This is a genomic window from Niabella agricola (assembly GCF_021538615.1).
Lineage (GTDB): Bacteria > Bacteroidota > Bacteroidia > Chitinophagales > Chitinophagaceae > Niabella > Niabella agricola.
The window spans coordinates 1891290-1918238 of sequence record NZ_JAJHIZ010000003.1; the positions used below are offsets into that span (position 1 = coordinate 1891290).

25 protein-coding genes and 1 pseudogene are annotated in these 26949 nt (G+C 47.4%); 10 read left to right on the plus strand and 16 right to left on the minus strand.

Translation table 11 applies throughout. From position 1 onward, the window contains the following. Positions 1 to 7: 7 nt before the first annotated feature. From LL912_RS13300 to LL912_RS13320, 5 genes are all read right to left on the minus strand, one after another. Complete coding sequence (locus LL912_RS13300; RefSeq protein ID WP_235554063.1) at positions 8 to 1366, minus strand: sulfatase-like hydrolase/transferase; 1359 nt, start codon at positions 1364 to 1366, stop codon at positions 8 to 10. Between the two features lie 90 nt (positions 1367 to 1456). Beyond that, the gene (locus tag LL912_RS13305; protein WP_235554064.1) at positions 1457 to 1666 is read right to left on the minus strand and encodes a hypothetical protein; all 210 of its coding nucleotides are present in this window, start codon (positions 1664 to 1666) and stop codon (positions 1457 to 1459) included. Between the two features lie 49 nt (positions 1667 to 1715). Further along, the gene (locus LL912_RS13310; RefSeq protein WP_235554065.1) at positions 1716 to 1907 is read right to left on the minus strand and encodes a hypothetical protein; all 192 of its coding nucleotides are present in this window, start codon (positions 1905 to 1907) and stop codon (positions 1716 to 1718) included. Positions 1908 to 1914: 7 nt separating this feature from the next. Then, positions 1915 to 3324 carry a radical SAM protein gene (locus LL912_RS13315; protein WP_235554066.1) on the minus strand — a complete coding sequence of 470 codons (1410 nt, stop codon included), beginning with the start codon at positions 3322 to 3324 and terminating at the stop codon, positions 1915 to 1917. Continuing rightward, on the minus strand, positions 3296 to 4072 hold the full coding sequence (locus LL912_RS13320) for a prolipoprotein diacylglyceryl transferase family protein (protein ID WP_235554067.1): 777 nt from the start codon (positions 4070 to 4072) through the stop codon (positions 3296 to 3298). Before LL912_RS13320 ends, LL912_RS13315 begins: the two co-directional genes overlap by 29 nt. A 399-nt stretch (positions 4073 to 4471) precedes the next feature. Here LL912_RS13320 and LL912_RS13325 point away from each other — a divergent pair, with 399 nt between their 5' ends. Beyond that, entirely contained in the window at positions 4472 to 4885 is a 414-nt protein-coding gene (locus LL912_RS13325; RefSeq protein ID WP_235554068.1) for a hypothetical protein, read from the plus strand. A 93-nt stretch (positions 4886 to 4978) separates the two neighbouring features. Next, positions 4979 to 5386, plus strand: a pseudogene (locus tag LL912_RS13330) (TlpA family protein disulfide reductase). Between the two features lie 37 nt (positions 5387 to 5423). Here LL912_RS13330 and LL912_RS13335 read toward each other — a convergent pair. The 7 genes from LL912_RS13335 to LL912_RS13365 form a co-directional block, all read right to left on the minus strand. Continuing rightward, a complete protein-coding gene (locus tag LL912_RS13335; RefSeq protein WP_235554069.1) occupies positions 5424 to 8339 on the minus strand; it encodes an FAD-binding and (Fe-S)-binding domain-containing protein in 2916 nt (971 codons plus the stop codon). A 132-nt stretch (positions 8340 to 8471) separates the two neighbouring features. Next, on the minus strand, positions 8472 to 8858 hold the full coding sequence (locus tag LL912_RS13340) for a response regulator (RefSeq protein ID WP_235554070.1): 387 nt from the start codon (positions 8856 to 8858) through the stop codon (positions 8472 to 8474). Between the two features lie 229 nt (positions 8859 to 9087). After that, entirely contained in the window at positions 9088 to 9963 is an 876-nt protein-coding gene (sucD, locus tag LL912_RS13345; RefSeq protein WP_235554071.1) for a succinate--CoA ligase subunit alpha, read from the minus strand. A gap of 61 nt (positions 9964 to 10024) precedes the next feature. Further along, positions 10025 to 10918, minus strand: coding sequence for an ABC transporter ATP-binding protein (locus LL912_RS13350; protein ID WP_235554072.1), 894 nt, complete (start codon positions 10916 to 10918; stop codon positions 10025 to 10027). A gap of 17 nt (positions 10919 to 10935) precedes the next feature. Then, positions 10936 to 11673 carry an MlaE family ABC transporter permease gene (locus tag LL912_RS13355; RefSeq protein WP_235554073.1) on the minus strand — a complete coding sequence of 246 codons (738 nt, stop codon included), beginning with the start codon at positions 11671 to 11673 and terminating at the stop codon, positions 10936 to 10938. Positions 11674 to 11695: 22 nt separating this feature from the next. Then, positions 11696 to 14026, minus strand: coding sequence for an NADP-dependent malic enzyme (locus tag LL912_RS26330; protein WP_235554074.1), 2331 nt, complete (start codon positions 14024 to 14026; stop codon positions 11696 to 11698). Positions 14027 to 14301: 275 nt separating this feature from the next. Continuing rightward, complete coding sequence (locus LL912_RS13365; RefSeq protein WP_235554075.1) at positions 14302 to 15147, minus strand: hypothetical protein; 846 nt, start codon at positions 15145 to 15147, stop codon at positions 14302 to 14304. Positions 15148 to 15210: 63 nt separating this feature from the next. Between LL912_RS13365 and LL912_RS13370 the strand changes: the two genes are divergently transcribed. The 6 genes from LL912_RS13370 to LL912_RS13395 all read left to right on the plus strand — a co-directional run bounded on the left by LL912_RS13370 (position 15211) and on the right by LL912_RS13395 (position 19502). Beyond that, complete coding sequence (locus LL912_RS13370) at positions 15211 to 15543, plus strand: hypothetical protein (protein WP_235554076.1); 333 nt, start codon at positions 15211 to 15213, stop codon at positions 15541 to 15543. A 46-nt stretch (positions 15544 to 15589) separates the two neighbouring features. Next, the gene (locus LL912_RS13375; protein ID WP_235554077.1) at positions 15590 to 16132 is read left to right on the plus strand and encodes an FKBP-type peptidyl-prolyl cis-trans isomerase; all 543 of its coding nucleotides are present in this window, start codon (positions 15590 to 15592) and stop codon (positions 16130 to 16132) included. Beyond that, the gene (locus tag LL912_RS13380; RefSeq protein WP_235554078.1) at positions 16132 to 16668 is read left to right on the plus strand and encodes an FKBP-type peptidyl-prolyl cis-trans isomerase; all 537 of its coding nucleotides are present in this window, start codon (positions 16132 to 16134) and stop codon (positions 16666 to 16668) included. Before LL912_RS13375 ends, LL912_RS13380 begins: the two co-directional genes overlap by 1 nt. A 22-nt stretch (positions 16669 to 16690) precedes the next feature. Then, on the plus strand, positions 16691 to 17182 hold the full coding sequence (locus LL912_RS13385; RefSeq protein ID WP_235554079.1) for an FKBP-type peptidyl-prolyl cis-trans isomerase: 492 nt from the start codon (positions 16691 to 16693) through the stop codon (positions 17180 to 17182). 231 nt (positions 17183 to 17413) lie between these two features. Beyond that, positions 17414 to 17908 carry an FKBP-type peptidyl-prolyl cis-trans isomerase gene (locus tag LL912_RS13390; protein ID WP_235554080.1) on the plus strand — a complete coding sequence of 165 codons (495 nt, stop codon included), beginning with the start codon at positions 17414 to 17416 and terminating at the stop codon, positions 17906 to 17908. A gap of 151 nt (positions 17909 to 18059) precedes the next feature. Beyond that, a complete protein-coding gene (locus LL912_RS13395; RefSeq protein ID WP_235554081.1) occupies positions 18060 to 19502 on the plus strand; it encodes an L-serine ammonia-lyase in 1443 nt (480 codons plus the stop codon). Between the two features lie 238 nt (positions 19503 to 19740). Here the strand turns inward: LL912_RS13395 and rnhA are convergent, their stop codons facing one another. Next, positions 19741 to 20202: a ribonuclease HI gene (rnhA, locus tag LL912_RS13400; protein WP_235554082.1), complete on the minus strand. Its 462-nt coding sequence runs from the start codon at positions 20200 to 20202 to the stop codon at positions 19741 to 19743. Positions 20203 to 20303: 101 nt separating this feature from the next. Between rnhA and LL912_RS13405 the strand changes: the two genes are divergently transcribed. After that, positions 20304 to 21164, plus strand: coding sequence for a DUF4846 domain-containing protein (locus LL912_RS13405; RefSeq protein ID WP_235554083.1), 861 nt, complete (start codon positions 20304 to 20306; stop codon positions 21162 to 21164). Between the two features lie 12 nt (positions 21165 to 21176). Here LL912_RS13405 and LL912_RS13410 read toward each other — a convergent pair whose 3' ends face one another. Both LL912_RS13410 and parS read right to left on the minus strand, forming a co-directional pair. Continuing rightward, entirely contained in the window at positions 21177 to 21641 is a 465-nt protein-coding gene (locus LL912_RS13410; protein WP_235554084.1) for an RES family NAD+ phosphorylase, read from the minus strand. A 66-nt stretch (positions 21642 to 21707) separates the two neighbouring features. Then, the gene (parS, locus tag LL912_RS13415) at positions 21708 to 22229 is read right to left on the minus strand and encodes a type II RES/Xre toxin-antitoxin system antitoxin (protein ID WP_235554085.1); all 522 of its coding nucleotides are present in this window, start codon (positions 22227 to 22229) and stop codon (positions 21708 to 21710) included. Positions 22230 to 22388: 159 nt separating this feature from the next. Between parS and LL912_RS13420 the strand changes: the two genes are divergently transcribed. Continuing rightward, on the plus strand, positions 22389 to 23285 hold the full coding sequence (locus LL912_RS13420) for a hypothetical protein (RefSeq protein ID WP_235554086.1): 897 nt from the start codon (positions 22389 to 22391) through the stop codon (positions 23283 to 23285). 180 nt (positions 23286 to 23465) lie between these two features. Here LL912_RS13420 and LL912_RS13425 read toward each other — a convergent pair whose 3' ends face one another. Then, positions 23466 to 26741 carry a TonB-dependent receptor gene (locus LL912_RS13425; protein WP_235554087.1) on the minus strand — a complete coding sequence of 1092 codons (3276 nt, stop codon included), beginning with the start codon at positions 26739 to 26741 and terminating at the stop codon, positions 23466 to 23468. Positions 26742 to 26949 lie beyond the last annotated feature (208 nt).

Below are 26949 nucleotides of genomic sequence, written 5' to 3' on the forward strand. Positions count from 1 at the left end.
GTTTTTTTTATTGCTGCTCCACTTCCACCACCCATTGATCGTACAGGGCTTTTAATTCCTTTACAACCCCGGGGTTCTGTTTGGAAAGATTGTTCTTTTCAGCCGGATCTGTTTTGATATGAGCCAGAAAAAAGCCCTGTTCATCCAGTTCTTCTTTTTTTGCCTGCACCGGATGGCATAGCAATTTCCAATCGCCCCGGCGTACAGCCCATTGCAGGTTTGCTTTTGTGCCTCCCTGTTTCCAAAAGAAAATTGGGTGCGGGGTTGGACTGTTCTGATTGCGGATGATACCGGTAAGGCTTTTGCCATCGATCCGGCGACTGGGTAAGGCGATATGACAATATTCCGCCAGCGTAGGGAACCAGTCAATATTGGCCGCCAGTTGGTCCCGGACCTGGTTGGAAGGAATTTGCCCGGGCCAGCTGATCATGGCGGGCACCCGGGTACCGCCTTCAAAGAGGCTGAACTTGGAACCCCGAAGGATACCGGCAGATCCGCCGCCGCCGAACGTGCGCTCCTCTTCAGAGAATCCCTGGTCCGGCTGAAAGACCACGATGGTGTTATCGGCCAGGCCTAATGCCTTCAGCCGGTTTAGCAGCATGCCGATCTTTTCATCCATCGTGGAAACAAAAGCGGCATATAAACTACGCGGTGCGGCCAGACCTTTCTCCTGGTAATAATCCAGCCATTTCTTTTCGCCCTGTAACGGATAATGTGGTACGTTGATGGCAAAATAAATAAAAAAAGGAGCATTGCGGTTCTTTTCCATAAATGCGCCCGCTTCGCGAACCATCAGATCCGGGAAATATGCACCGTCTTCATAAACCTCTTTGCCATTGCGCCAGAGATCATGCCGGTTAGGACCGTTCCAGTAAAAGAAATGCGAATAGTTATCAATGCAGCCGCCCATGAAACCAAAGGATTCATCAAAACCCTGTGCATTGGGCATGGTTTCCGGGGTATATCCCACATGCCATTTACCGATATGCGCCGTTTTGTAACCGGCATCCCGGAATAGTTCTCCCATCGTATATTGTGTACCCGGCATTCCTTCTACTCCTTTTAAAGAAGAGGCCATTTCCGGCAACCCGGCGCGCTGCGGGTACCGGCCCGTAAGCAATGAAGCCCGGGAAGGAGAACAGATCGGAGAAGCGGAATAAAATTGGGTAAACCGTACGCCACTGGCGCCCAGGCTATCCAGCACCGGGGTATACAGGTCAGCCGATCCAAAAGAATGAAGATCTGCCCATCCCTGGTCATCGGCATAGATCAGGATTACATTAGGGCGCTGCCGGGCAGTTTGCCCCCAAACCCGGCCTATGAGCAGTGCGCATCCTGCAAGCAATAAAAAACATTTTATGTTCATGTATAATGGTGGTTACTGTTTTGTTTTATATCCAATCTGCCAGGCTTGCCCCAAAGGACGATTCACACGGATAGACAAAGGCAACAACGCTTAATGAAAACCGCCGGAAGAAGGTGCGGCCGAGCAAATGGAAAAACCAATAAGCACGGAAAGCACGATAATGATCAGACCGGTAAGCGCAGTTCTACGCCCACGAGCCGCTGATTCAGCACCTCCGAAAAGCTGGATGATGCCTACCAGCAATATGACGCCGCCCACAAGGGGGCCGGCAATCAGTAAAAACAGGCCCAATTCTGCCATACTTTTGTTTTTATTTTTTTCAGCTCCCTGTTTTGCGCAAAAAGCTTCATCAGAAACCTCCTGTGCAAATGGAAAAGCCCACCAGTGCCGAAAACACCAGGAGGATGAATCCGATGAGCACCAGTTTACGTCCCTCGATCGCCTTTTCGCTTTGACCAAACAACTTTATTATCCCCACCAGAATAAGAATCAGGCCGATGATTGGTCCGCCGATCAAGATCATGATACCCAGGTCTTCCATTTTTTATTTATTGCGCAACAACAGCATCCAGCTGCTGCTGCAATTGTTTTACATACGTTTCCTTTTCATCCCTGTAAAATAAATTCATCGTTTCAAAAGGGATCAGCCGTCCGTCCTTGTGCACAATATGCACACAACTCTTTTTGATAGCCCGTACATCAAAATCGTAGGCGTCGATAAACCGCATGATAATGATCCGGAACAGGTTGTTATAAGTAAGCCCCGGTGCCTGTATCTGCGGCAGGCAGCACAACAACTGGTTCATATTCTCCTCCACGCGGTCTACCGAGATCCCCGTACTGAAGATGTCAATCATTTTCTCCTTCAGCATATCGTCTTGCTCATATACGATCGTATTCCGCGAATTATCCAACAGCAATGCCGGGTCAATATACCGCGTTAACGGAAACACCTGGTTGTTTAACTTCAACGCATAGCCCATCACCAATGCATCCGGATTACAGGGTACAGGAATCAGGTCATTGGCGTTGAAAACACCGGTCTGATCAAGAATCTTTTGCCGCACATCGGTCATCGTAATGCGGTTAACGGCCGGGTCAAAATTTTCGGTACGCCCCGCAATCTGTACCGGCTGAAAGGTAACTCCCCGCACGCAGGGCTGCTTCAGCGCATAGTCGATGATGGACCCTACCTCATCGTCATTCACGCCTTGTTGCAGAGTCACCACCAGGGTTGTGGAAAGATTGAGTTCGTTTAAATATTCTAAAGCCTTCATCCGCACATCCCGTAAATCTTTTCCGCGCAACCGGATCAGCGCTTCGGGCTTAAATGAATCAAATTGCAAATAGATCTCAAAATCCGGCATATAGGATGCAAGCCGCCTTACAAATTCCTTGTCCTTCGCGATGCGGATACCATTGGTATTGACCATTAAATGCTTAATGGGCTTGGTTTTGGCAATATCCAGTATTTTAAAAAAATCAGGATGCAGCGTTGGCTCCCCGCCGCTGATCTGCACCACATCCGGCTCGCCCTCATTGGCTACAATGATATCCAGCATCCGCTCCACCTCTTCCACCGTCCGGTGCCGTCCATAATGCGGACTGCTCATGGCATAACAGGTAGGGCAGGTCAGGTTGCAACGATCTGTAATTTCAACAACCGTTAAACAACTATGCTGTTCATGGTCGGCGCAGAGGCCACAATCATAGGGACAGCCATAGTGTGTTTTGGTATTGAACTGCAGCGGTGTTTCGGAAGGCTTATTGTAATTGCGGATATTTTTGTAATACTCCACATCCGTGGCGATCAGTACTTTTTCAAACCCGTGCGTTGCACAGTTCTTAAGCATATACACCTTATTGTCTTCAAAAACGATCTTTGCATCCACCCGTTTCAGACAGGTACTGCAAAGGCTGATGGTGAAATCATAGTATGTGTAGGGACGAACCGGCATGGGGAATCAGTAATCTTTTGGGTTGAATAATGTATCTAAAATAATATAATAATCCCAGTAAACAAGCGATCTGGATGGAAGACAGTCCTACCGGCCAGGTAAAATGCGGTTTGATAAAATCGAGCAGGAAACGGAATAGCAGGTAACCGATCATAAAGATCTTAAACCGCGCGCCGCTGTCAAGCGGCATCGACCGATCAGCATAGCGGATCAGCAGGCCCAGCAGTAACAAAAAGCCGATCTCATAAAGAGCTACCGGGTGCCGTAACAAACCATCTCCCAGATTCATACCGGTAAATGAAGCAGTGGGCAGGCCGTAGGTTTCTTCATGAACACCCATGCTAAAACACCCGATGCGGCCGATGACCAGCCCCAGGATAATAGGGTAGGTATAAAGATCGCCGCTTCGCCGTTTTTCGCCGATGATCTTCTTGATGGTTTCCACGCCGATCAACCCGCCCAGGAATCCGCCTACTACGGTTTTGTTAAGGTAAAAATATTGCAGGGGCGATGCACTGGCGGCCAGCGCCACGGGATCTTCCAGTCCGCCCAGGATACGGGACCCCAGCAGTGCACCCAGGGCAGCACCCAATAAAATATACAACCGGTTCATGCCTGAAATGGAATCGCCCTGTTTCCGTTTCAGATAAAGATAAAAGCGGAACGCAATAAAAAAACTGGCGATCTCCGTTACCATGTGTAACAGGATCTTTTGCGTTCCCAACTGCAGGTATACCGGAAATTCCAATGCGGTAAATATTTTCGGAAAGATAGGATTTTTATCCTGCAGGGTCTTTTTTGTTTGGAAAACTGATATTGCTCTAACTGGAATGTGTTGCCTGTACTGTGTTGGATTGAGATTCCAGATTCGGGATCTGATTTGGAATTTAGAACTGGGGATTTGGAATAAAAATTACCTTCACCATACCAACCGATAACGGTATGAAAAAATCTTTTTTAGCATTGCTGCTTTGTTATACCTGTGTAACATTTTCTCAATCGCAAAAGGCTATCATTAAAGGATCGCTGGAATATAATAAAAGAATCACCGGCCTACATCTACTACAGCTATTTTAAGGATGCAGCTATTGCCAGCAACAGCGTCCGGGTTGTAAACGGAACATATGCATGTACTATATCTGAAGAAATGCCCTTGTTAATATCCATCCGTTCACGGCCGTTTAAAGACCGTTCATTGCCCAGGAAAAGTATTGAGACCTCAATTTTTATACAGCCAGGCGTCAACCGGCTCATTTCTTCGGATTCTTTTGTAAATATTTCCACACCCGGCCTATTGGCAAACAACGAATACAGGAAACTCACAAATCTTATTAAACCCGTAAGCAGTGAAATTTCCCGGTTTAGCGACGAACAGCGCATCGCCATGAAAAATAAGGATACAGTCACCGCTTTAAAGCTCCAGGAACAAATCAATACTGCCACTACCTGCTATAATAAGATCCATGAGGATTATGCACGGAACAATCCCCGGTCTCCTATTGCCTTATATGTCCTCAAAAACAACACCGGTATGCATTTCAATACTCCTGCCGTAACATAAATCTTTGAACGCCTTAACCCGTCTGTAAGAAAGTCGAAAGCCGGTACTGCTTTTAAACAAGACATTGACTCTGTAAAATCCACAAGCCGGGGAATGGCGCCGGTATTTAGCCAAGCAGATATTCATGGAAAAGCGTTGTCACTGGAATCGTTAAAAGGGCAGTATGTGCTCCTGGATTTCTGGGCCAGCTGGTGCCTTCCCTGCAGGGCCTAATCGCCGCGGCTAGTGAAAATCTATAACAGGTTTAAAGACAAAAAATTCACCATCCTGGGTATTGCTCTCGACAAAGCAGATGGCAGGGAAAAATGGATCAATGCCGTTGAAAAGGACCAGATGGATTGGTACCATGTGTCGGAGTTGAATGGACTTGACAACAAAGCGGCAAAGCTTTATGGTATCCGCCGGGTCCCTCAAAATGTACTGATTGATCCACAGGGTCGCATCATTGGCCGCAATTTGGAGGTGCGGCAACTGGAAAAAACATTGGCAACCTTGCTTTAGTAATCTTTTACATGTTGCTATGCGTTGACATGATGGGTCATTTCAGCGCTTTCCACAACACTTCCACCGGGTGCAGGCTGTGCCGCTTTGCACCGTCTTTTATCTGGTGCCGGCAGCTGGTACCGGATGCTGCGATGATGGTATCTGCCGCTGCAGCGCGCACCGCCGGCAATAATACCAGTTCTCCTACTTTCATGGAAACCTCGTAGTGTTCTTTTTCATATCCAAAGGAGCCGGCCATACCACAACAGCCTGAGGGAATCAGTTCCACATAAAAATTAGACGGGATGCTCAATATTTTCTGTACTGAAGGCATTACACCAAACGATTTCTGATAGCAATGCCCATGCAGCTTCACCACGCGCTTTGCGCCCGTAAACTGCGCCGTATGGATCCGGCCCGCCTCATATTCACCAGCGAGGAACTCTTCAACAAGGAGGCTGTTTCCAGCCAGGGACCTGGCCGTTTCATACAGTTCCGGCGGAACCAGGTCCAGCGCTTCATCCCGGAACGTGAGCAGGGCACTGGGCTCAATACCGATCAGCGGCTGCTCGGTTGTTACCTGTTGCGAAAGGGTCTTCACGTTGGTTACAATGATCTCCTTTGCTTTCCGTACGAGTCCTTTCGACAGCCAGGTACGGCCGCTTTCGCCGTGACCGGGGATCTCTACTCCGTAACCGAGTGCATTCAGAAGTTTGATGGTTGTTTGCCCGATCTCCACATCATTGTAATTGGTAAACTCATCGCAAAACAAGAACACCTTCCGGCTGTATTGCTGTGGAACTGTTTTCCGGTATTTTTCAAACCAGCTGCGCAGGGTTGTTTTACCGACCGCGGGCAGCGAGCGTTCCGGCGCAAAACCGGCCAGTTTCTTTATCACACCCGAGGCAAATTTATTTTTAGCTACAGCATTATAGATGCCCGGCATCATGATACCTAAACGTTGCGACTTTGTAAATCCGGCGATCAGTTTTGAGCGAAAGGGAACGCCGTTGGCATCGTAATAATGCTGTAAAAATTCTGCTTTTAGCTTGGCTATATCCACGCTGGAAGGGCATTCAGACTTACAGGCCTTGCAACTTAAACAAAGATCCATAACCTCCTTGATCTCGGGATGATCAAACGGATTTTCCTTTTCGGCTCTGGTCAGGAACTGGCGAAGGATATTAGCCCGCGCCCTCGTCGTATCTTTTTCCTGCAGAGTAGCCATATAAGAAGGGCACATGGTGCCGCCGGTTACCTGCGACTTCCTGCAATCGCCGGATCCGGAACATTTTTCGGTCAGCCTCAAAATATTTTCCTGCCGGGTATAATCGAATACCGTATTTACAGGCAGCTGTTGCTTCCCCGCATCGTAGCGCAGCTGCTCGTTCATCCTGGGGGTATTAACGATCTTGTGCGCATTGAAAATATTTCCCGGGTCAAAAATATGTTTAACCTGTTGCAACAGGCGGTAGACCTCGTCGCCCATCGCACTGGCAATAAATTCGCCCCGCAATCTTCCATCTCCGTGCTCACCACTTAAAGAACCGTTGTACTTTTTTACCAGTGCCACTGTATCCTTCAGCACATTGCGAAACGTTTCCTTTCCGGCGGCTGTTTTCAGGTTGATCATTGGCTCTACATGTAATTCTCCGGCACCTGCATGTGCATAATAAGAAGCCTGAAGTCCATAACGTTTTAACAACTCCTGCAGGTCTTCAATATAGGCAGGCAGATCTTCCGGAGCCACGGCACAATCTTCTATCAGGTTCACGGGTTGCTCGTCTCCGGGCATGTTCCGGATCAACCCCAGCCCTGCTTTCCGGATGTCCCATACTAGTTTGGTTTGCGGCCCTTTGATGACCGGGTACGCATAGCCCAGCCCGTTTTTTTTCAGATCCGCAATCAGCGCTGCCGTCTTCTGATCCAAAGCTTCATCACTGTGCTCCATAAATTCTACCATCAGCAGGGCCTCAGGCTCCCCTTCAATAAAGAACCGGTTCTGGTGATACACCGGATGTCCTTTGGTAAAATCCATGATGTACCGGTCTACCAGCTCAGAAGCCATGGGACGATGCCGCAGCACAACGTTATTTGCATGAAGCGATGCTGCCAGCGAAGCACAATGGATACAAACCAGCGCATCCTTTGCGGGTGGTAACGGAAGCAGGTTAAGCCGGGCCTCTATTACAAAAGCCAGTGTGCCTTCTGAGCCGGCGAGCAGGCTGCAGAGGTTAAAGCCGCCCGCTTCTTTTTCGTCCTGGAGCATATCCAGCGCATAACCCGTATTCCGCCGCTTCAGCGATTTCCGGGGATAGTGCCCGCGGATCACCGATGCATTTGCCGGGTCATTTAATAATGCCGAAAGTTCCCGGTAAATCTGACTTTCCAGCGTATCCGCGGCGGCCATTGCAAGGATCTCCGCATTTGTTCGGTATTTCAGCACCACTTCTTCCCCGTTGCTGAGCAATACGGTGGCTTCCAGTAAATGCTGGCGGGTATCACCCCACACGATCGAATGCAGGCCGCAGGAATTATTACCGATCATTCCGCCGATCATTGCCCTGCTGGCAGTAGACGTTTCAGGAGCAAACAACAACCCGTAAGGCTTTAAGAGGGCATTCAGGTCATCCCGGACAATGCCCGGTTCCAGGCGTACCCAACGCTCTGCGGCATTTACCTCAATGATCTTTTTAAAATATTTTGAAATATCTACAACGATCCCGTTGCCAACCACCTGTCCGGCCAGCGAAGTACCCGCCGCACGCGGGATCAGCGAAACCCTGTTCTGGTTTGCAAAACGAATCAGCGCCTTTAAATCTTCTTTGTTTTTAGGCAGTGCAACCGCCAGCGGCTGTTCCTGGTACACCGACGCGTCTGTTGCATAGATCATCTTTTGAGCCTGATGCAGGCTACTGTTATCATAAAACAGTTCCCCCGAGAAGCTCCCTTCCAATTGCTTAAAATCCATGTTCTTTGTTCTTGTGCTAAAGATAAAGGATCCTTGCAAAACATCGGCGAGGACGTTCATAATAGCAGTTCCCGGGCAATGGGAATCGGTACAGGGTGGCATCCTTCTACCGGTACTGCAAACAACCGGGCGTTATTGGAGCAGTTCAACAATTGTATCGATCCGGATGGGCTTTACAATATAGCCCTTTATCAGCGGATAGGTTTTTACCCGTTCCTGGTCTTCATCCGAAAAAGAAGAGGACACCATATATACCCTTATCCGGCCAGTGAATGCAGGATCAAGAAGGCTGAACGCATCCATAAACTGCCAGCCATTCATCACCGGCATCTCAATATCGAGCAGGATCAGGTCCGGCAGCACTTGTGCTTCGGGGTCGGTAAGGGCACTCAACGCCTTTTGCCCGTTTTCAAAAAAATGCAGTCTGCAGGGCTTAGGTTGTTTGGCAAACAGTTTATCCATTAACAGCCGGTGGATCGGGTCATCATCAACAACAAATATCGCTCTGTCTTCAGTCATAACAAGAGAAGTTATTTGAACCGTTTACATCATTTCTACATTTGGTGTTCAGATAAAATAGCAATCATACGGTTATTGCCAGAAACGCGTGAATCCAGATGCATTTCGTGTGCAAATTATCCAGTACCAGAGGGCATTCAAATTTATGATATTTTTTAATCCAGCCCAATAAAGAAATAAAAAAAGCCCGGGAGATTCCGGGCTTTCTTTTAAAAATTTATTATACGCATTATTTTCCGATGATTTCGGCCATTGTTTTCCCTATATCCGCCGGGCTGCTTACCACGGCAATACCACACTCGCTCATGATCTTCATTTTGGCAGCAGCGGTGTCCTCTGCTCCACCTACAATGGCACCGGCATGTCCCATACGCCGGCCCGGAGGCGCCGTTTGGCCGGCAATAAAACCGACTACGGGCTTTTTGTTACCATGCTCCTTGATCCAGCGGGCCGCTTCCGCTTCCATACCTCCGCCAATTTCACCAATCATCACAATCGCATCCGTTTCGTCGTCCTGCATAAACAGCTCCACGGCTTCTTTCGTTGTTGTTCCGATGATCGGGTCGCCACCAATACCAATAGCGGTGCTAATACCCAGCCCGGCTTTGGCTACCTGGTCTGCCGCCTCATAAGTAAGGGTTCCGGACTTGGAAACAATACCGATGCGCCCTTTCTTAAACACAAACCCGGGCATGATACCCACTTTACATTCATCCGCAGTGATTACCCCCGGACAGTTGGGACCGATCAAACGGGTGCCGGTGCCCTGCAGAAAATTCTTTACGGCCACCATATCCTGTACCGGGATGCCTTCTGTGATACATACCACCAGCGCAATACCGGCATCTGCAGCCTCCATGATCGCATCCGCGGCAAAAGCCGGCGGAACAAAAATAATGCTCACGTTAGCACCTGTTTGCTTTACACACTCTGCCACGGTATTGAATACCGGCCGGTCCAGGTGCGTGGTGCCTCCTTTACCCGGAGTAACGCCGCCTACCACATTGGTACCGTATTCAATCATCTGTGTAGCATGGAAGGTGCCCTCCGTTCCGGTAAAGCCCTGAACTAATATTTTTGAATTCTTATTGACCAAAACTGCCATATCTTATAATTATGTGTTTAAAAAAGCAAGTGCAAAATTAAGGGTTTGCCCCTTATGCCCGTTATTCTTTTGACGAGGGTTTGTTTTTCGACGGATTGCCGATATGCCCGTCACCATCCAGGTCTGTATTCAGCCGCTCCTCAATAGCGTCCTTCACGCCTGGCGGCATATCTTTTGGAATCTCACCTGTTTCCTGTATGGTACGCATCCGTTTGGCATCCTTCAGGAATTCGGACGCAAAAATAAAATCATTCAGTTTTTGGTTCTCGCTGAGGATGATCTCCTTGTTATTGCCTTCCCATTCCTTCTCGCCCTGATGCATATACGTAATATGATCCCCGATCTCCATTACGCTGTTCATATCGTGGGTATTGATGATCGTGGTAATATTATATTCTTGTGTAATTTCCTGTATCAGTTTATCGATCACCATGGAAGTTTGGGGATCCAGCCCGGAGTTGGGTTCATCACAAAACAGGTACTTGGGATTTAATACGATGGCCCTCGCCAGTGCCACCCGCTTCTGCATTCCACCGCTGATCTCCGACGGAAATTTCCGGTATGCATCTTCCTTCAGTTGTACACGTTCCAGTACCTGTTTCACCCGCTCTTTCTTTTTAGCATATTTGTCGTTGGTAAACATATCCAGCGGAAACATCACGTTTTGCTCTACTGTCTGACTGTCGAACAATGCCCCGCCCTGGAACAGCATACCGATTTTTTCGCGGACGCTTTTTTTCTCAACATCATTCATGCTCACAAAATCATCCCCATCGTACAACACGCTACCGGAAGTGGGTTTTATCAACCCTACCATGCATTTCATCAGCACTGTTTTCCCGCTGCCGCTGCTGCCGATGATAAGGTTGCACTTTCCTTCATCAAAAATTACATCAACCCCTTTCAGGACCGCCTTATCATCAAAACTCTTCTTCAGGTTTTTTATTTCAATCATGCTGTTGCGTTGCTGTTTTACAAAAGTAAAGCTGATAAGATATAATCGGCTAGTAATAGTAACACACAGGATACCACCACCGCCCGGGTACTGCTATGCCCGATCTCCAATGCGCCGCCTTTAACAGTATATCCGTAAAAAGCGGGAACGGCTGTAATGATAAAGGCAAACACAAACGATTTAATGAGTGCAAAATAAACGTTGTAGGCTTTAAAGGCCATCACCAGGCCGGTATCAAAAATACTGGGATCAATAATACCGGCAGCGGTACCGGCCAGCCTGCCTCCCCAAATGCCCAGCACCATGGCCAGCATAATCAAAAGCGGTATGGTTACCAGGCCCGCCAGGATCTTGGGCAGCACCAGGTACCCCTTGGTATTAATACCCATGATCTCCAGCGCATCGATCTGCTCACTCACCCGCATATTTCCCAGCTCGCTGGCAATTTTACTACCCACCACGCCACAAAGCACAATGCAGCTCAGCGTTGGCGCAAATTCAAGAATCACCGTATCCCTTACAATCTGGGCGATGGTGGTTTTGGGAATGATGGGCGATACCAGCTGGTAAGCCGTCTGCAACGTAGACACGGCCCCAATAAAAACCGAAATGATACAAATGATCCCCAATGAACCAATACCAATGTCGTTGCACTGAAGCATGAACTGCTTCCAGTACATTTTGGAGTTCTCCGGTTTCCGGAACATCCCCCCGGCCATTTTAATGAATTCTCCAAGCTCTCTTAATATTTTCAATGGATTGCTTTTAAAAAGTGGATCAATCAGTTTTCCTTTTCAATAGCCTTCTTGTATTCCGGTCATCCACAACGGGCGGTTTTGTTTTCAGTTGTGCATCAATAACCGCGATCATTGCCATATTTACAATGTTGCTTACGGTGCTGCCCAGCTGCAACAGGTGTACCGGTTTTTTTAATCCCATTACGATGGGTCCTACGGCATCCGTGGATCCGATTTCGAGCAGGATGTTATAGGCAATGTTTCCCGACGCTAAGTTAGGAAAGATCAGCGTGTTTACCTGTTGCCCTACCAGATCGCTAAACGGATATATTTCCTGCAGCAGACCGTTATTTAATGCAATATTGGCCTGCATTTCACCGTCAACGATCAGGTCCGGCATTTTTTCTTTTACAAGTGCCCTTGCCTGCGATACCAGTTTGGCTTCCGGGGATTTGCTGCTGCCAAAGTTTGAATAACTGAGCATGGCAATGCGTGGCGTAAGGTTAAAGGCCCTTACTTCTTTTGCCGTCAGCAATACGATCTCCGCCAGTTCTTCTACCGTAGGGTTAAAGTTAACCGTGGTATCGGCGAGAAACAAAGGACCCTTTTTGGTCATTACCAGGTACATGCCCGCCACCCGGTTTACGCCAGGTTCGGTGCCGATGATCTGTAACGCCGGACGGATTGCTTCGTCATATTTTTTGGTAAGCCCCGCCAGCATGCAATCCGCATCGCCCTGTTCCACCATCATACAGCCGAAATGATTCCGCTCCTTCATCAGCTTGTGTGCCTCTTCCTTGGTATATCCCTTGCGGGCCCTCTTCCGGAAAAAAAGGTCGCCGTATTCCTTCCGCTTTTCGATCATATCTTCACTACGCGGATCAAAAATGACCATCCCCGAAATATCGATGCTGTTCTCCGCTGCAATAATCTCGATTTCTTTTTTATCTCCGATCAGCTGGGGATAACCGATCCCTTCATCCAAAACGATCTGGGCGGCTTTTAATATTTTCACGTTTTCACCCTCTGCAAATACGATACGTTTGGGAGCCGAACGCGCCTTGGCCCCCATTGCCCGCAACACCTGGTTATCGACCCCGAGCCGCTTATCCAGTTCCCGGCTGTAATGTTCCCAGTCCTGTATCTGGTGATAGGCTACCCCCGTTTCCATAGCCGCCCGGGCCACAGCGGGTGCCACGGCTGTTAGCAAGCGCGGATCCAGCGGCTTGGGAATGATATAGTCTGCCCCAAAGGCCATTTTTTCCTGGTTGTACGCCAGGTTTACGATATCGGGCACCGGCATTTTAGCCAGTCCCGCCAGGGCTCTTACAGCAGCCAGCTTCATTTCTGTATTGATCACCCGGGCCCTTACATCAAGGGCGCCCCTGAAAATGTAGGGGAACCCGAGTACATTGTTTACCTGGTTGGGGTAATCGCTGCGGCCTGTTGCCATAATGATATCTTTCCGGGCACCGGTAGCGGCTTCCCAGGAGATCTCGGGATCGGGATTGGCCATAGCAAATACAATCGGATTCTTAGCCATGCTTTTAACCATATCCGCAGAAACGGTATTGCCGGCGCTCAGCCCGATAAATACGTCGGCGCCTTTCATGGCTTCAGCCAGGGTAAGCTCCCGGGTAGCATTGGCAAAAGGAAGCTTCATTTCTTCCAGATCGGTCCGCTCTTTACTTAAAACGCCATGTTTATCAAACATCAGGAAATTGGAAGGCTTTGCTCCCAGTTCCTGATACAGCAGCACACAGGCCATGGCCGCAGCCCCGGCACCATTTACCACAAATCTCACCTTATCGATCCTTTTTTTCTGGATTTCCAGGGCGTTGATCAGGGCTGCCGCACTGATGATGGCGGTGCCATGCTGGTCGTCGTGCATAACAGGAATATTCATTTGCTTACGCAGTTCCTGTTCAATATAAAAACACTCGGGTGCCTTGATGTCTTCCAGGTTGATGCCGCCGAAAGTGGGCTCGAGTGCCTTAACAATCTCGACAAACTTCCGGGGGTCTTTTTCATTCACTTCAATATCGAACACATCGATGTCGGCAAAGATCTTAAACAACACTCCCTTGCCTTCCATCACCGGCTTACCGGCCTCCGGCCCGATATCTCCCAAACCCAGTACCGCGGTGCCATTGCTGATGACTGCCACCAGGTTTCCCTTTGCCGTATATTTATATACATTCTCAACATTCCTTGCAATTTCCAGGCAGGGTTCTGCCACCCCCGGCGAATAGGCCAGCGCCAGGTCCCGTTGGGTTTTTGCCTTTTTTGTTGGAACTACTTCAATTTTTCCCGGTCTACCTTTTGCGTGATAGGCCAATGCCTGTTCTTTTCGTAGATCATTCTTTGCCATATGAATTCTTTCGGGTATTAACCGGTTTTAGACGCCCGAAAAGTAAACCAATCCGCCAAATGTGCAAAATAATTATTTGTTCCGGCAGGACGCTGTATCTCCTTAAAATGGGGGGGCAATTATTTCAGATCTGCATTACAGCAAACCGTCTTCTTCTACAGCATTGCAACAGAAAATTGCCTTCAGTAAGCACTGGCCGCGCTCCGGCACGAGCTTCTTTTGGCGTACCGATCCTGGTAAGATTATTAAAAGCAATTCCGCCAAAGAGGTCCCGGCTAGTTTTGGCGAATGGTTACCTTTTTTCCGGAGATTGCTGTTAAGGAGTCCCTCACCCTGGCCGTATCGGCTACTGCCGTACTCAGTTTCATAACAATAGCATATTGGAGAGAGTCCAGCTGCTCCAGTTCTACAGGCCATGAAATTTTCTTGAGCTGGTTATACCGTTTTGAAGCCCGGGGCTCCCTGGTGATTTCCAGCACATAGGTAGTCATACCCGGGGTTGCTGTTGAAACCGGAGTAGAACCTGTAGTTGTATTACCCGTAGTTGCCTGCTTTTTGGCCGTGTCTGCTGCCACCGGTGCTGCCTGATCGGGAGCCTGTACGATTTCCCGGTGCTCTCCTGTTTTGGAATAGAACCAGATGGTGGTTGCAACGGCAATGACCACCAGTACAATGATGATAATCGCCGGTTTTTTTGAACGGCCGTTTCCGGGTTTTTCTTCAATATAGCTCTGCGGAATGGTATTTCTTTCGGTAATGGGCACATCTTTCTTCCGCGGTGGAAGGGCTGCTGTATTTGAAACAAAATCATAAGAACCATCTGCTTTTTTCAGCAGGGTACCGATCCCGGTAAAAAGATACGGCTTCCCGGTATTTAAAAAACGGACAGCATCTTCCAGTTGTGACTGCAGGTCGGAAATCGCTAAAACCTTCATTTTCCCGGTTTCCGAGGAAATGTAATCGACTACCGGCTCATCAAACCCGTTCACCGGCCGTTGTTCAAACCGCAGGGTTGGATGCTCCGGATCGCCGCTATCCTCGGCATAAAAGATCCCCAGCCCAGGCAAGCTTAACTGCTTATGGGCGAACAGGTATTGGGCTAATAATGACGCTAGTTTCACAAACAATTAATTGAACTGCAATATATGCAACAATTGTCACACTTACAAAACTGCTTGTTTTTCATGTACCTTTGGGGGGTTATGTATACCAAGGAAGAAGAAGCTTTTATAAAATACTGGGAAGCCAACAGGCTTAAGAAAAAAAGGTCACTAAAAAATTTCCTGATCAGCACCCCACTTGGAATTTTACTGGTGATTGGTATTTTTATTAATTTTTTCAGCGGATGGTATAAAAAAGCGGCGATGGAGGCCAATGCAGATCCTTCGCTTTTTTTAATTTTGCTGATTGCCGGTATCATTATTGTTGCGTTTATTGCTGTCTTTTCGTCTTATCACAAGTGGGATATCAATGAAAACCACTACAAATCCTTGCTGGCCCGAAAGAACAAAAAGTAATTAGTTGATTATAAATAGATTCGTTTAAATTTTTTAAATTGAGAGAATGAAAAAAACGTTATTCCTACCCGTAGCGGCTGTTGCTGCCGCTGTAACGATGCTGGCTTCCTGTATTAAAAATGATGGACCTACCTGCTACCCCAATACGCTGGAAAAGGACAGGTCGGTGATCGATTCGTTTATCGGCAAAAATCCTTCTGTAGGTTATTTGAACTATAATACCACTTACAGCGCCTATATGGGTGTTGCAGACCCCGGTACCGGCAGCCAGCCAAAAGATGATTCGCTGATTAGCTTTAAATATACCATGTCGCTCATGAATGGAACTGAGATCGGAACATCGGAAGAAATTAAAACAAACTCGAACGGAACACCACTTCGTTTAAAAGACCTAATGGACCAGCAGGGGCAGCCCTCACTTTATTATGCGGCGCTTTCACCGTTGAAAAAAGGCGGCAAATTTAAAGTGATCCTTCCTTCTTCCATTTATTTTTCCTGTGCTCCGCAAACGATTAACGGGAAAAGTATTCCCGGCTATTCCCAGCTGATCTACGATTATACGCTCACCGATGTAAAAGCGCCGAACTAATGCAGGGCCAGGGTATAAAAAAGCGGTTCCTGCTCTTCCTGCCCGCCTTGTTTGTGCTGCTGCTGATTGTCCGGTGCTCCAAATCGGACGATCAATCCAGCTGTACTGTTAAACTATCGCTGAGCCAGGACCGGCAGATCATTGATTCTTTTCTGCAAAAGAACGGGACCAATGCGTTGTACCGCTTCGACGAACAGGCATCCGTTTACTATTATATCGAAAATCCCGGAACCGGTACTACCAAACCAACGATTGATTCACTGGTTTCCTTCCGGTATACCGGAAAATTGATAAATGGAACCATTGTAGATTCCCTTACCATAAAGCAACCGCCTACCGCCCCTTTAAGGAACTATAGCTCCGGCGTGTATGTTGTTTATGCCATCAGCAAAATTTCAAAGGGAGGAAAGATCCGGTTGGTGATCCCTTCTTCTTCACAATTTGGCTGTCTTCCGGTAATGGGCGTTAACATGGTACCCGCAAATTCACAGCTGGTTTATGAATACGAGCTTACCGACATGACCAGCAATCAGTAATTCAAAAAAGTTTAAACCTGGTATGAAAAAATTATATGGACTGGCACTCATAGCAGCCGTTGGGCTGCTCGGTTGCCTGAAAAATAATGATGTTAAACAATGTACTCCCAAAACAGTGGAAAGTGAAAAGGCGGCAATGACGAAATTTGCTGCAGACAGTGCTATAAATGTTACTGTTGATCCCAGCGGCCTGATGTATGAGGTCATTACACCAGGCACAGGCGCCACACCTACCCTTACCAGCACCGTAACGGCAAAGTATGTGGGCAGGTATGTATCAACTGGTCAGCAATTTGACGCCTCGGCAGATGGAGTTTCCTTTCCTTTGGGCAACGTGATCCAGGGATGGCAGTTAGGCATCCCAAAAATTAAAGAAGGGGGAAAAATCAAACTGATCATACCTTCTTCACTGGCATATGGTTGTGCCGCCGCACGGAACCCTTATACCGGACAGGTAACAATGCCTCCGGATCAGGTTCTCTACTTTTTTGTAGAGCTGACAAAGGTTCAGTAAGTCATGAAGGATACAGTAGTATTCAATAGCACATTTATACAACCCCGGTTTACCGGGGTTTTTGCTATCAAAAGGATGTTTGATTGCAGATTATAAACGATCCGCCCCGGTCTTTTACCAATAATGTTAATCCTTTAGAAAAAGCCTTATGGCTGTCTGCACAGTCCGGCCATTTATGTAAATTCGCCCCGGAAGGACAAGATCCTTTCACAGCACCATTAACACATCATCATGAACAAAAAAATATACGCCGGCCTCGCGGTTATACTTGGCCTGCTGATCATTGGCTGTATCAAGGAAGAAACCACTATTGCCTGTGACCTAAGACCTGCCACAAGCGATACCGCGCAAATGCGCAAATATATCCGAGACAGCACCATCTCCGCAGATGTCGACACCACCAACTGGATGATGTGGCAGGTAATCCGGGAAGGCAGCGGAGCCCGGCCCGAACCCAATAGCCTGGTAACTGTTAAATATATGGGGCGGCTGATGACCGGTCAGGGGTTTGATTCAAGTTTTGTTAAAAATCCCGATGGTGCAGTACTTCGGCTAAATCAGGTGATTCCCGGCCTGTACCTCGGACTGTCGAGGATCCGAGAGGGAGGAGCGATCAAGCTGATCATCCCTTCCGCACTGGGATATGGATGTGATTCCCGCTATGGCTCACTGGCCAACCAACCGCTGTTTTTTAATATTGAACTGGTCAAAGTAAGTAATCAGTAACTGGTTGAACGTCCTTCCTATTAATCTTATGGTTCCATCCCGGATCAAAAGATCCACGCCCCCGCAAAGCAGACCGGCATTATGAATACACCCTTTGTTTTTCTCCCGGATCAGTCGCTTTGTTGTAATTTCGGCCACTAAAGATTGAACCATGCAATACGAACCGATTTCGGTTTTTGATATGTTAAAAATCGGGGTGGGACCTTCCAGTTCGCATACCCTGGGGCCCTGGCGGGCAGCTGAACGCTTTCTTGAGTATTTGAAGCAGCAGGAGCAACTGGAACAGGTAACCGGCCTGAAAATCCTATTGTACGGGTCGCTTGCCAAAACAGGTGTAGGCCATGGTACCGACATTGCAGTGCAGTTGGGACTTTGTGGTTATGATCCCGTAACGTTCGATGTAGAAAAAATTGATACAACGATTGCCGGTATACGGCAAACACAGCGCCTGATGCTGGCCGGAAGCAGGTCTATCGTTTTTGATCCGCAAACAGCGATTGAATTCCTTTTTACAGAAACCCTGCCCTATCATTCCAACGGGCTCACCTTCCTGGCTGCATTGGACAATGGCGAGCACATCGCCAAAACCTATTATTCCATTGGCGGCGGCTTTGTAAAAGAAGAAGGAGAAGATACCGTTTTAAACAATAACCTGCTTCTACCCTTTCCTATCGACAAAGCAGACGACCTGTTGCGCTGGAGTATTAAAACAGGACTTTCCATCAGCGACATTGTAGCAGAGAATGAGCAGGCCTGGCGCAGCGAGCAAGCGACCAGTGAAGGGCTTACAAAAATATGGGATGCCATGCGCGACTGTGTGTACCGGGGTTGCCATAAGACCGGGGTACTACCGGGTGGTTTAAATGTACGAAGACGCGCCGCGGCCCTCAACAAAAAGCTCATAGGGAACGCATTCTATTCTTCTTATGAAGAATGGATCCGGCTGATCCGGGAAGGTGGCAGTAGTTTCCGTTATACGCTGGACTGGGTGAGCTGTTTTGCATTGGCGGTAAACGAAGAGAATGCATCCTTTGGACGGGTGGTAACTGCACCCACCAATGGCTCGGCCGGGGTGATCCCGGCGGTGTTACATTATTTTATTATCTTCTGTACTGATACGGCGTATGAGATCAGCACCGCTGAACGGATCCGGAAGTTTCTGATGACCGCCGCAGAGATCGGCAGCATCTTCAAAAAAGAGTCCACCATCTCCGCGGCCATGGGCGGCTGCCAGGCCGAGATCGGAGTGTCTTCCTCGATGGCCGCGGCCGCTTTAACAGAAGGGTTGGGCGGCTCCCAAAAGCAGGCAATGATGGCCGCTGAAATTGCCATGGAACATCATTTGGGTATGACCTGTGATCCGATTGGGGGCCTGGTACAGGTACCCTGCATCGAGCGGAATACCATGGGAGCCATTAAGGCCATTACCGCATCACAGCTCGCCCTGCAAAGCACCCCCGATTTTGCACGGGTATCTCTGGATGATGTGATTAAAACCATGTGGGATACGGCACAGGATATGAACTTTAAATACAAAGAAACTGCGGATGGCGGGCTGGCCATCAACGTACCGCTGAGTTTGCCGGAATGTTAACTGATCAATCCCCTGCAGATCATCGGGGCTGGAACCTTTCCCCTTCGGGGAATGTAAAATAACCAGTGAGAAATATCAAATGTAGAAGTGATGATACCGTTACCATTCCGTGTTCTTCCTCCGGTTGATATCTGAAGATAACAGGGAATAGCGGGCAGGGTGCTGGAAGAAGCGAAGTCCACCAGGCAGAAATGAAAACTCAACCTGAAACTTTAAATTTTAAACCTGGAACCCTAAACTATCCCTCATACCCCACATCTTCCGCCAGGTTTCTTCCGTCGGCCGCGGCGGTAGCCAGCTCGTCGCAGCGGTTGTTATACGGGTTTTCGGCATGGCCCTTTACCCATACAAACCGGATCTGGAACTTCTTGGCAAGATGGTAGTATTGCATCCAAAGGTCTTTATTCTTTTTCCCGCCTTTAAAATCGGTACGAACCCAGTTATTCAGCCACCCTTTGGTAACCGAATTTACCACATACTGGCTGTCGGAATAAATAGTAACGGCCAGCTCCGCCGTTTTCAAGGTTTTGAGGCCTTCAATTACAGCCATCAATTCCATGCGGTTGTTCGTAGTGCGCCGGAAACCGCCGGATAATTCTTTCAGGTGCCTTCCATACATTAACAACACACCATAACCACCGGGCCCCGGATTGCCGCGGGCTGCACCATCGGTATAAATCGTAATTCCCTGAGACTGCATAGCGAACAAAGATAATGTTTGGCTTCATAACCGGTTTATGGATCTTTTCAAAACCAGACTCTCATTCAATAAAAGCTCCCATTATGATTTTAACCTGCAACATGAAATCCATTAGGGCCCCTATATTCTGCCATTGCCTGGCTGTACTTTTCCTGCCAGGTTGTGGCCAGACAACAGCACCGTCCCCTGCATCCGTTCCTGTAACACCGGAGCCGGTTCTGGCCAATACAGCCTTGTCTGTTTCCGGTATCGGCACACCTCCGGGGTATACCCGCGGCAGCATCCCGGCTACTGATTTTGGTTACTATCTGAAACAGTTAAAACTTAAAAGCGGCCATACTGTTTTTCTTTTTAACGGAACGCCAAAAGCTAACCAACAGGCCCAGTATGCTGTACTGGATATCAGTGTTGGAAAAAAAGATCTCCAACAATGTGCAGATGCCGTGATGCGCCTGCGGGCGGAATACCTGTTTAAGAAAAAACGATTTGAACAGATCCGGTTTTATGCCGGCGACGGTACATGGATTTCGTACGACGGCTGGCTGAAAGGAACACGGTACAAACTTTCCGGGAACCGGCTGGTCACCATTCGCAGCAACCCCGCGCCTCCTACACACGCATCCCTTCTGCAGTATCTTGACGTGGTATTTTCCTATTGTGGCACCGCTACATTGCCGGCCTCCCTGTATAAAAAGCCTATAGCAGCAATGCAACCGGGCGATGTACTGTTAAAACCCGGCGCGCCCGGGCATGCAGTGATCGTCATCGATATGGCACAAAACAAAAAAGGTGAAAAGATCTACCTCCTCGCCCAAAGCTATATGCCGGCACAGGACATTCATATTCTCAAAAATCCCTCCGGCAGGCATTCTGGTCCCTGGTATCTGCTAAAAAACAGTGCCCTAAGCATTCAAACGCCGGAATGGACCTTTTACAGCGATCAGTTGTATGGATGGAAATAAAATGAGCCTCAGTTACGATTCCCCATCCCGAAGCAGCCGTTGATCCATACGAAGATGCCTGCTATAGATTACTTTTACGCTTTTAAAATCCGGATGTGCGGGATTTAAAAGATAATTATACTCCTCCGGCATCACAGCAGAAGGAACTTTTAAGGCGAAAAACGTACCGTCCTTCACAAACCGGTCGCCGATGTTTTTTAACTGGTCGGGTGCCGGGTGATGGAACCAGTCATCCGGAAGCAATGCCGTAGAAAATGTACGGATACTCCGTTCCGGTATCTCCAAACCCAGGATGCAAAGGTCCAGCTTTATAATTGTGGTAATATGCACCACGCTTTCCAGCAGCGCTAATGACGGAGACGCTGCTGTATAAAGCACATAGGTACCTTTGCTATGCCAGCGGCCTGGGAAACGCGCAGCGCCCGTGCCACTTAGGTCATCGATATAAGCGCATTTACTGATTCGGTAAACTTTCATGTTTCGCTGTTTGCAGTGCGGCATATGCCGCCATGAAACCAGCCGGTTGTATAACCGCTGATTTACTTAGGCAAATATGCCCTGTTCAATACGCCCCAATTCATCCATAAGCAGCTCAATACCCATTGAGGTGTCGAGAAGCTCAATGGGCTTTTTAGTACCCAGAGCATCTACGGGTGTAACCATCCAGGTTTTAAAGGTATCCAGGCCATCAAAAACATCGGCCCCTCTTGCATAGAGCCGCGCCAATTCAATAATGCGTTCGGATTGCTCTGCATTGAGTTTTTGGGAGGGAGTATAGCGCCGTAAAGTTCTGTCGGAAGTATGGAGCATATTTGCAATCTGTGCATCCGATACCCCCATTATTCCGGCAAGATGATCCAGGGCTTTTTTGGGGAGGCCGCTGCGGATCCAATCGATAAAATCAGCCGTGTTCCTGACCGCTTTAAAGGACCGATCATCTTTAAGGCCCATCAGGTGAATAGAATTACCTACAATACTGGAGCTGGTGTAATAGGCAGCAGCTGGTTCTTCCAGAAGATTCGCCGGCGGAGCCTCCTTACCATATCGTTTTTTTGAAGATTTCATCTTCTGCATATTTGACACAAAATTACGGACATTTGTCCTGTTTTTGAATTTTCCTTAATTTTTTTGTTCGAAATAAATGAATTCGGGTGCTTATAGGCCGCATTAACAAAATTGGAGTAATTTGGAAGCTACAAAACCTGTTTATCTGAAAATAAAACAATGAGCCACCTGTTTAAAATCACCGCACTATTCTATGGTTTGTTGGTCCCCTGCCTACCAGCGTCAGGCCAGGCAGTTACGCAAAAAAAACACTTTCATATATCATTTGCGCCCCTATTTTCGGTAGAAAATTTCCATTGGTCCATTGCAGGGAATGCAAAAGGCACTAACCCGAATATCCTGTCCGAGCTGAATTTTATCCGGCTGAGACGCACCGGTTTCTGCTTGGAAGGACAGTATCAGTTCAGCCGCCGATTTACGCTGAAAGCTGCAGCAGCCCGGCAATACGGGTATTCCGGCAGGGTTACCGATATCGACTATGCAGGGAATAACAGAAGTCTTCCGGTTACCTTTCTTAAATTCCGGAGCAGGAACAACACTCATGATTATAGGGTGCGATGCAACTACCTGTTATTCAGGAGCGGAATCTTTTCGCTGGCCGCACAAGCCGGCTATTTTATTTCAAAGGCCGGTTACCGGATCCAGGGCCCCGCTGCCACACATGCAAAAAGCAGTTACAATGCCCAATGGCGGGGGCCGTTTCTTGGTATTGAAGGACAGATCAGGTTGCCCCAAAACTGGGAAATCAGGGCCAACATCAACAGTCAATACCATACCTATCATGCGGAAGCCGACTGGCGGCTCCGTTCTGTTTTCAGTCACCCGCTCAGTTTTGTACACCATGCTACCGGCTGGGGCGCAGGCGGATCGCTGGGCCTCCACTATCAACTTGGGCTGCGGGTTGGATTGCAACTCAACAGCTCCTTGCAGCACTGGCGTACGGGTGCCGGAAGCGACCATTTGTATATGGCGGACGGCCGCCGGATATGCACCCGCATGAACGAATCTGTAAAAACGCAGTTGGGGGTCGGGTTGGCGGGCATATTTGGCTTTTGAGAGAAGCAGGGCTCCCTGTATCCTCTGTTGAAACATTTCTGTAGGGCTGGTGCGCTGCTGCATTCGGAGGAGCGGAGATTTGTTTATCACAAAGGATGCCTGTCGCCTCAACCGCTACCCTTATTTCGCAAAAAACCGCCCGAAGGCGGTTTTAAGTTCTGTAGGAGTTTAAACTGTTCCTTAAAAAATATAACGGATACCTAATTGCATACCCCAGGTGCTGGCAAAAGCAACATTCTTCTTATAAATTTTTGCTTCGCCTGTAGGATCAAAAGTGAACTTTCCACTTGAAACGCCTAAAATACTTTGTTCAGCAAATGACCCATAGTTCAAAGCATAAACATTACCCCATGAGTTGTTTAACAGATTCAGGAAATTTTCCATATCCACACTCGCCTGTAATGTATGTTTGTGACCACCTGCCCTGATAGAAAAATCCTGCAATATCCTCAGGTTTAACTGATTGGTCCAAGGCAGTAAATTACTATACCGGTCAACAAATTTTCCCTTGTGATCATTTAAAAACTTATCATTTTCTACAAATTTCCAGAAGGCATCTGCTTGCTGTACAGGCGTATAGGTTCCCTTTACACTACCATCAGGGTTCTTTGTTGTCAACGTGGTAAATTGCTGCTCTAATCCATCTCTTGTTGTTGGAACATATAAGAGATCATTACCAGTACCATCCCCATTTACATCCCCTGAATATTTATAATGGAATCTTCCCTGAGAAGAGCCTGCGTAGAACAATCCAAATGTTGTTGCCATTGCTTTATTTGCATATTCCAATCGATAGGAGAAATAAGCGGTAACTCTGTGTGGAACTGAATAAGCTGAATAGGACAATTCCGGATCATTGGGATTAAGAATAATATTATTTTGAGTCCATGAACTTTGAGAACGGTCGCCGTTATTGGGAGATACATCTTTTGCGATATTATAGGTATAGGCAACAGAACCTTGCCAGTTGTGCGAAAACCTTTTCTGAACCTGGGCAGTAAGCGCAAGAGAGTACCCCTTTGAGCTATTGTCCATTACCAACACATCTGTAAGACCTTTAACCGTTGTCAGATAACGCTTATAGTATTTCCAGGGCTGATCGCCTCTTGAGGAATCCCTCGCCGGACCTAAATTGGCATTCCAATGGTATACGCCATTTATTGTTTTAGAATAGATCGCCTCCAGAGTTGCTACAAAGTCATGCGCAAAGGACTTGTCAATTGCCAGGTTATTCCTCCACGTTTGAGGCATTTTAAAATCAGGAGCTGTCACACTATAGTAGGCTCCCGAAACAATATCCCTTTTTGTAGGCAGGGGATCGGGTACATATTTTGTACGGTCCGGATCAAATTTACGGTCCTTTGCATCTACACCGCTTTTGGTGATCATGGTATTCAGCACGTTGTTATCGGAAGACTGGTTAACCAACCAGATAAAAGGAATTCTTCCTGTAAAAATACCAGAACCTCCTCTAAGCACCCAACTGTTATCTTCAGACAGATTGTAGGTAAAGCCCACCCTGGGAGATACCAGTATGCGCTGTTTCGGCCAGGTACTTACATCGGCTCTGAAATCATTTCCATTTGGATCTTTCAACAATACGGCATAAAGCGAATCATTCTTTATGCGCTCACCCGGGTAGAAGGGCAGATCAAACCGCAAACCATAAGTAAGCCGGAAGCGGGGATTTACGGTAAAAATATCCTGAAGATAGAACCCCAGCTGGCCAAACTTAGCCGCCGCCGGCGTAATACCGTTCCGGTCAGTATTGCTGTAAGTAAGGGCGAAAACGGTGGGAGAAGAATCCTTTAAAAAGTCGTTTAATGAATTGAACCGGTAATAGCTCTGACCTCCAAAATTTGAGAACGAGTTTTCAAATGTTAAGTAATCAAAGCTGGCACCAGCCAATAAATTATGCCGGCCAACAGTATAGCTGAAATTATCCGCAACATTCCACGTTGTATTTTTGAGATCGTTTTTATAAGAATATATTTCTGAACCAAAACTCATCAATACATTGTTTGCATCACGCATGATGTCCACAAACGGGAACTGCTTTCCCGGAGTGGATCTGAAGTCATGTATTTTAGTATAGGAAACCAATAACTGGTTTGTGCTGGAAGTTGATAATTTGCTGTTTAACTCTCCAACTACTGAATATACATTGTTGTTTTGAACGTAATTTGAATTGGCGAAGTTCAAACCATTGATGCTTGCCCCGGAGCCATTACTACCAGCACCAATACGTCCGTTATTGATCCTCGGTGAGGGTCCGCTGTTTGTATTGGTAAGCTGATCATCTTTTGTTTGCGATTGGTTATACCGAATAGAAAACCGGTTGTTATCGTTTATGTTCCAATCTAAGCGTACCAGGAATTTTGTATTGGTCGTATTAAAATTATATCCCTGGTAAACACCCGGGTCATATTGATATTTGCTGATGAGATAGTTCCGTACACTGTCCATTTGTGCGGCGGAAACACTTTTTACAACATTGGGATTGTCCTTTTCTGCGTCTGTGTAGGCAACGCCCAGCTGTCCGGGGTTGGTTCTTTTTTCGTATTCAAAGTTTCCGAAGAAGAACAGTTTATTCTTAATGATAGGTCCGCCTACGCTGGCCCCTACTAGGTTGGATGAAGATTTTTGTATAGAAGGAATAGTTGCACCATCTACCTTCTTACCATTAAAGCTCTGATTTTTATAAAAATCGTATGCAGTTACATAAAGATTGTTTGTCCCCCTTCTTGTCACCGCATTCAAACCGGCACCGGTAAATCCTGCCTGGCGCACATCATAAGGTGCCACGTTTATTTGCACCTGGTCAATCGCATCAATAGAGATTGGCTGCGACGCTCCTCCAGGAAGCGCGTTGGATCCCAAACCAAAGTTATTGTTAAACAAAGAGCCATCAATGGTAATACTGTTCAGGCGAGGGCTCATACCCATAAAACTCGTTCCGCTTGGGGTATTATTGCTTTGTGGGGTAAGCCGGGATACATTTAATAAACTTCTGCTGATATTGGGAAAGTTTAATACCTGGGTTCTTGAAACATTGGTGGCTGCCCCGGTCCTTTGATTCCGTGCTGCCGCTGCATTCACCACCACTTCGGTAAGCACCTGGGAGGTATTGGTCATTTCCACGATTGCGTTATAAGTGTCACCAAGAGGTATATTGATCTCAGTTTTTACATATGCTTCGAACCCCACATTGGTCACTTCCAGCTTATAGGGCCCACCGGGATTGATATTTTGAATATCAAACACCCCACCTTTTCTGGTAGTTGTAGTATACACGGTATTGGTAGGCTCATATGTCAGCACAACCGTAGCTCCTACCAGTACTTCATTTTTTGGGTCTTTAACAACACCCGTAATACTACTCGTAGTTACCTGGGCATGCAGAAAAGCCGTGGAGAGAAGCGCCACAGCTATGAATAGATAAATCTTCTTTAGCATAAATTTGGGATTAAGTGATTTCTGGGGGCAAAGAAACAGAATAAATTTTAACATTTCCGGCTCAAATATTAACAAATTGTAACCAGAGCCCTAACAGCCGTTAATTTTTGACCGGGATCAATTTTATTATCCAAACAAATATTTCTGGATAAACCAGCCTTATTTATTGAAAATCAATAAACAACCCCTTTCTTTAAAAATCATTCCG

Coding starts and splice junctions, on each gene's coding strand:
- LL912_RS13410 (WP_235554084.1), bottom strand. CDS start 21,641: ATGAAAGTTTACCGAATCAGTAAATGCGCTTATATCGATGACCTAAGT.
- LL912_RS13340 (WP_235554070.1), bottom strand. CDS start 8,858: ATGACTGAAGACAGAGCGATATTTGTTGTTGATGATGACCCGATCCAC.
- sucD (WP_235554071.1), bottom strand. CDS start 9,963: ATGGCAGTTTTGGTCAATAAGAATTCAAAAATATTAGTTCAGGGCTTT.
- LL912_RS13425 (WP_235554087.1), bottom strand. CDS start 26,741: ATGCTAAAGAAGATTTATCTATTCATAGCTGTGGCGCTTCTCTCCACG.
- LL912_RS13370 (WP_235554076.1), top strand. CDS start 15,211: ATGTACCTTTGGGGGGTTATGTATACCAAGGAAGAAGAAGCTTTTATA.
- LL912_RS13350 (WP_235554072.1), bottom strand. CDS start 10,918: ATGATTGAAATAAAAAACCTGAAGAAGAGTTTTGATGATAAGGCGGTC.
- LL912_RS13420 (WP_235554086.1), top strand. CDS start 22,389: ATGAGCCACCTGTTTAAAATCACCGCACTATTCTATGGTTTGTTGGTC.
- LL912_RS13395 (WP_235554081.1), top strand. CDS start 18,060: ATGCAATACGAACCGATTTCGGTTTTTGATATGTTAAAAATCGGGGTG.
- LL912_RS13300 (WP_235554063.1), bottom strand. CDS start 1,366: ATGAACATAAAATGTTTTTTATTGCTTGCAGGATGCGCACTGCTCATA.
- LL912_RS13380 (WP_235554078.1), top strand. CDS start 16,132: ATGCAGGGCCAGGGTATAAAAAAGCGGTTCCTGCTCTTCCTGCCCGCC.
- parS (WP_235554085.1), bottom strand. CDS start 22,229: ATGAAATCTTCAAAAAAACGATATGGTAAGGAGGCTCCGCCGGCGAAT.
- LL912_RS13405 (WP_235554083.1), top strand. CDS start 20,304: ATGAAATCCATTAGGGCCCCTATATTCTGCCATTGCCTGGCTGTACTT.
- LL912_RS13385 (WP_235554079.1), top strand. CDS start 16,691: ATGAAAAAATTATATGGACTGGCACTCATAGCAGCCGTTGGGCTGCTC.
- LL912_RS13375 (WP_235554077.1), top strand. CDS start 15,590: ATGAAAAAAACGTTATTCCTACCCGTAGCGGCTGTTGCTGCCGCTGTA.
- rnhA (WP_235554082.1), bottom strand. CDS start 20,202: ATGCAGTCTCAGGGAATTACGATTTATACCGATGGTGCAGCCCGCGGC.
- LL912_RS13335 (WP_235554069.1), bottom strand. CDS start 8,339: ATGGATTTTAAGCAATTGGAAGGGAGCTTCTCGGGGGAACTGTTTTAT.
- LL912_RS13390 (WP_235554080.1), top strand. CDS start 17,414: ATGAACAAAAAAATATACGCCGGCCTCGCGGTTATACTTGGCCTGCTG.
- LL912_RS13310 (WP_235554065.1), bottom strand. CDS start 1,907: ATGGAAGACCTGGGTATCATGATCTTGATCGGCGGACCAATCATCGGC.
- LL912_RS26330 (WP_235554074.1), bottom strand. CDS start 14,026: ATGGCAAAGAATGATCTACGAAAAGAACAGGCATTGGCCTATCACGCA.
- LL912_RS13305 (WP_235554064.1), bottom strand. CDS start 1,666: ATGGCAGAATTGGGCCTGTTTTTACTGATTGCCGGCCCCCTTGTGGGC.
- LL912_RS13325 (WP_235554068.1), top strand. CDS start 4,472: ATGCCCTTGTTAATATCCATCCGTTCACGGCCGTTTAAAGACCGTTCA.
- LL912_RS13315 (WP_235554066.1), bottom strand. CDS start 3,324: ATGCCGGTTCGTCCCTACACATACTATGATTTCACCATCAGCCTTTGC.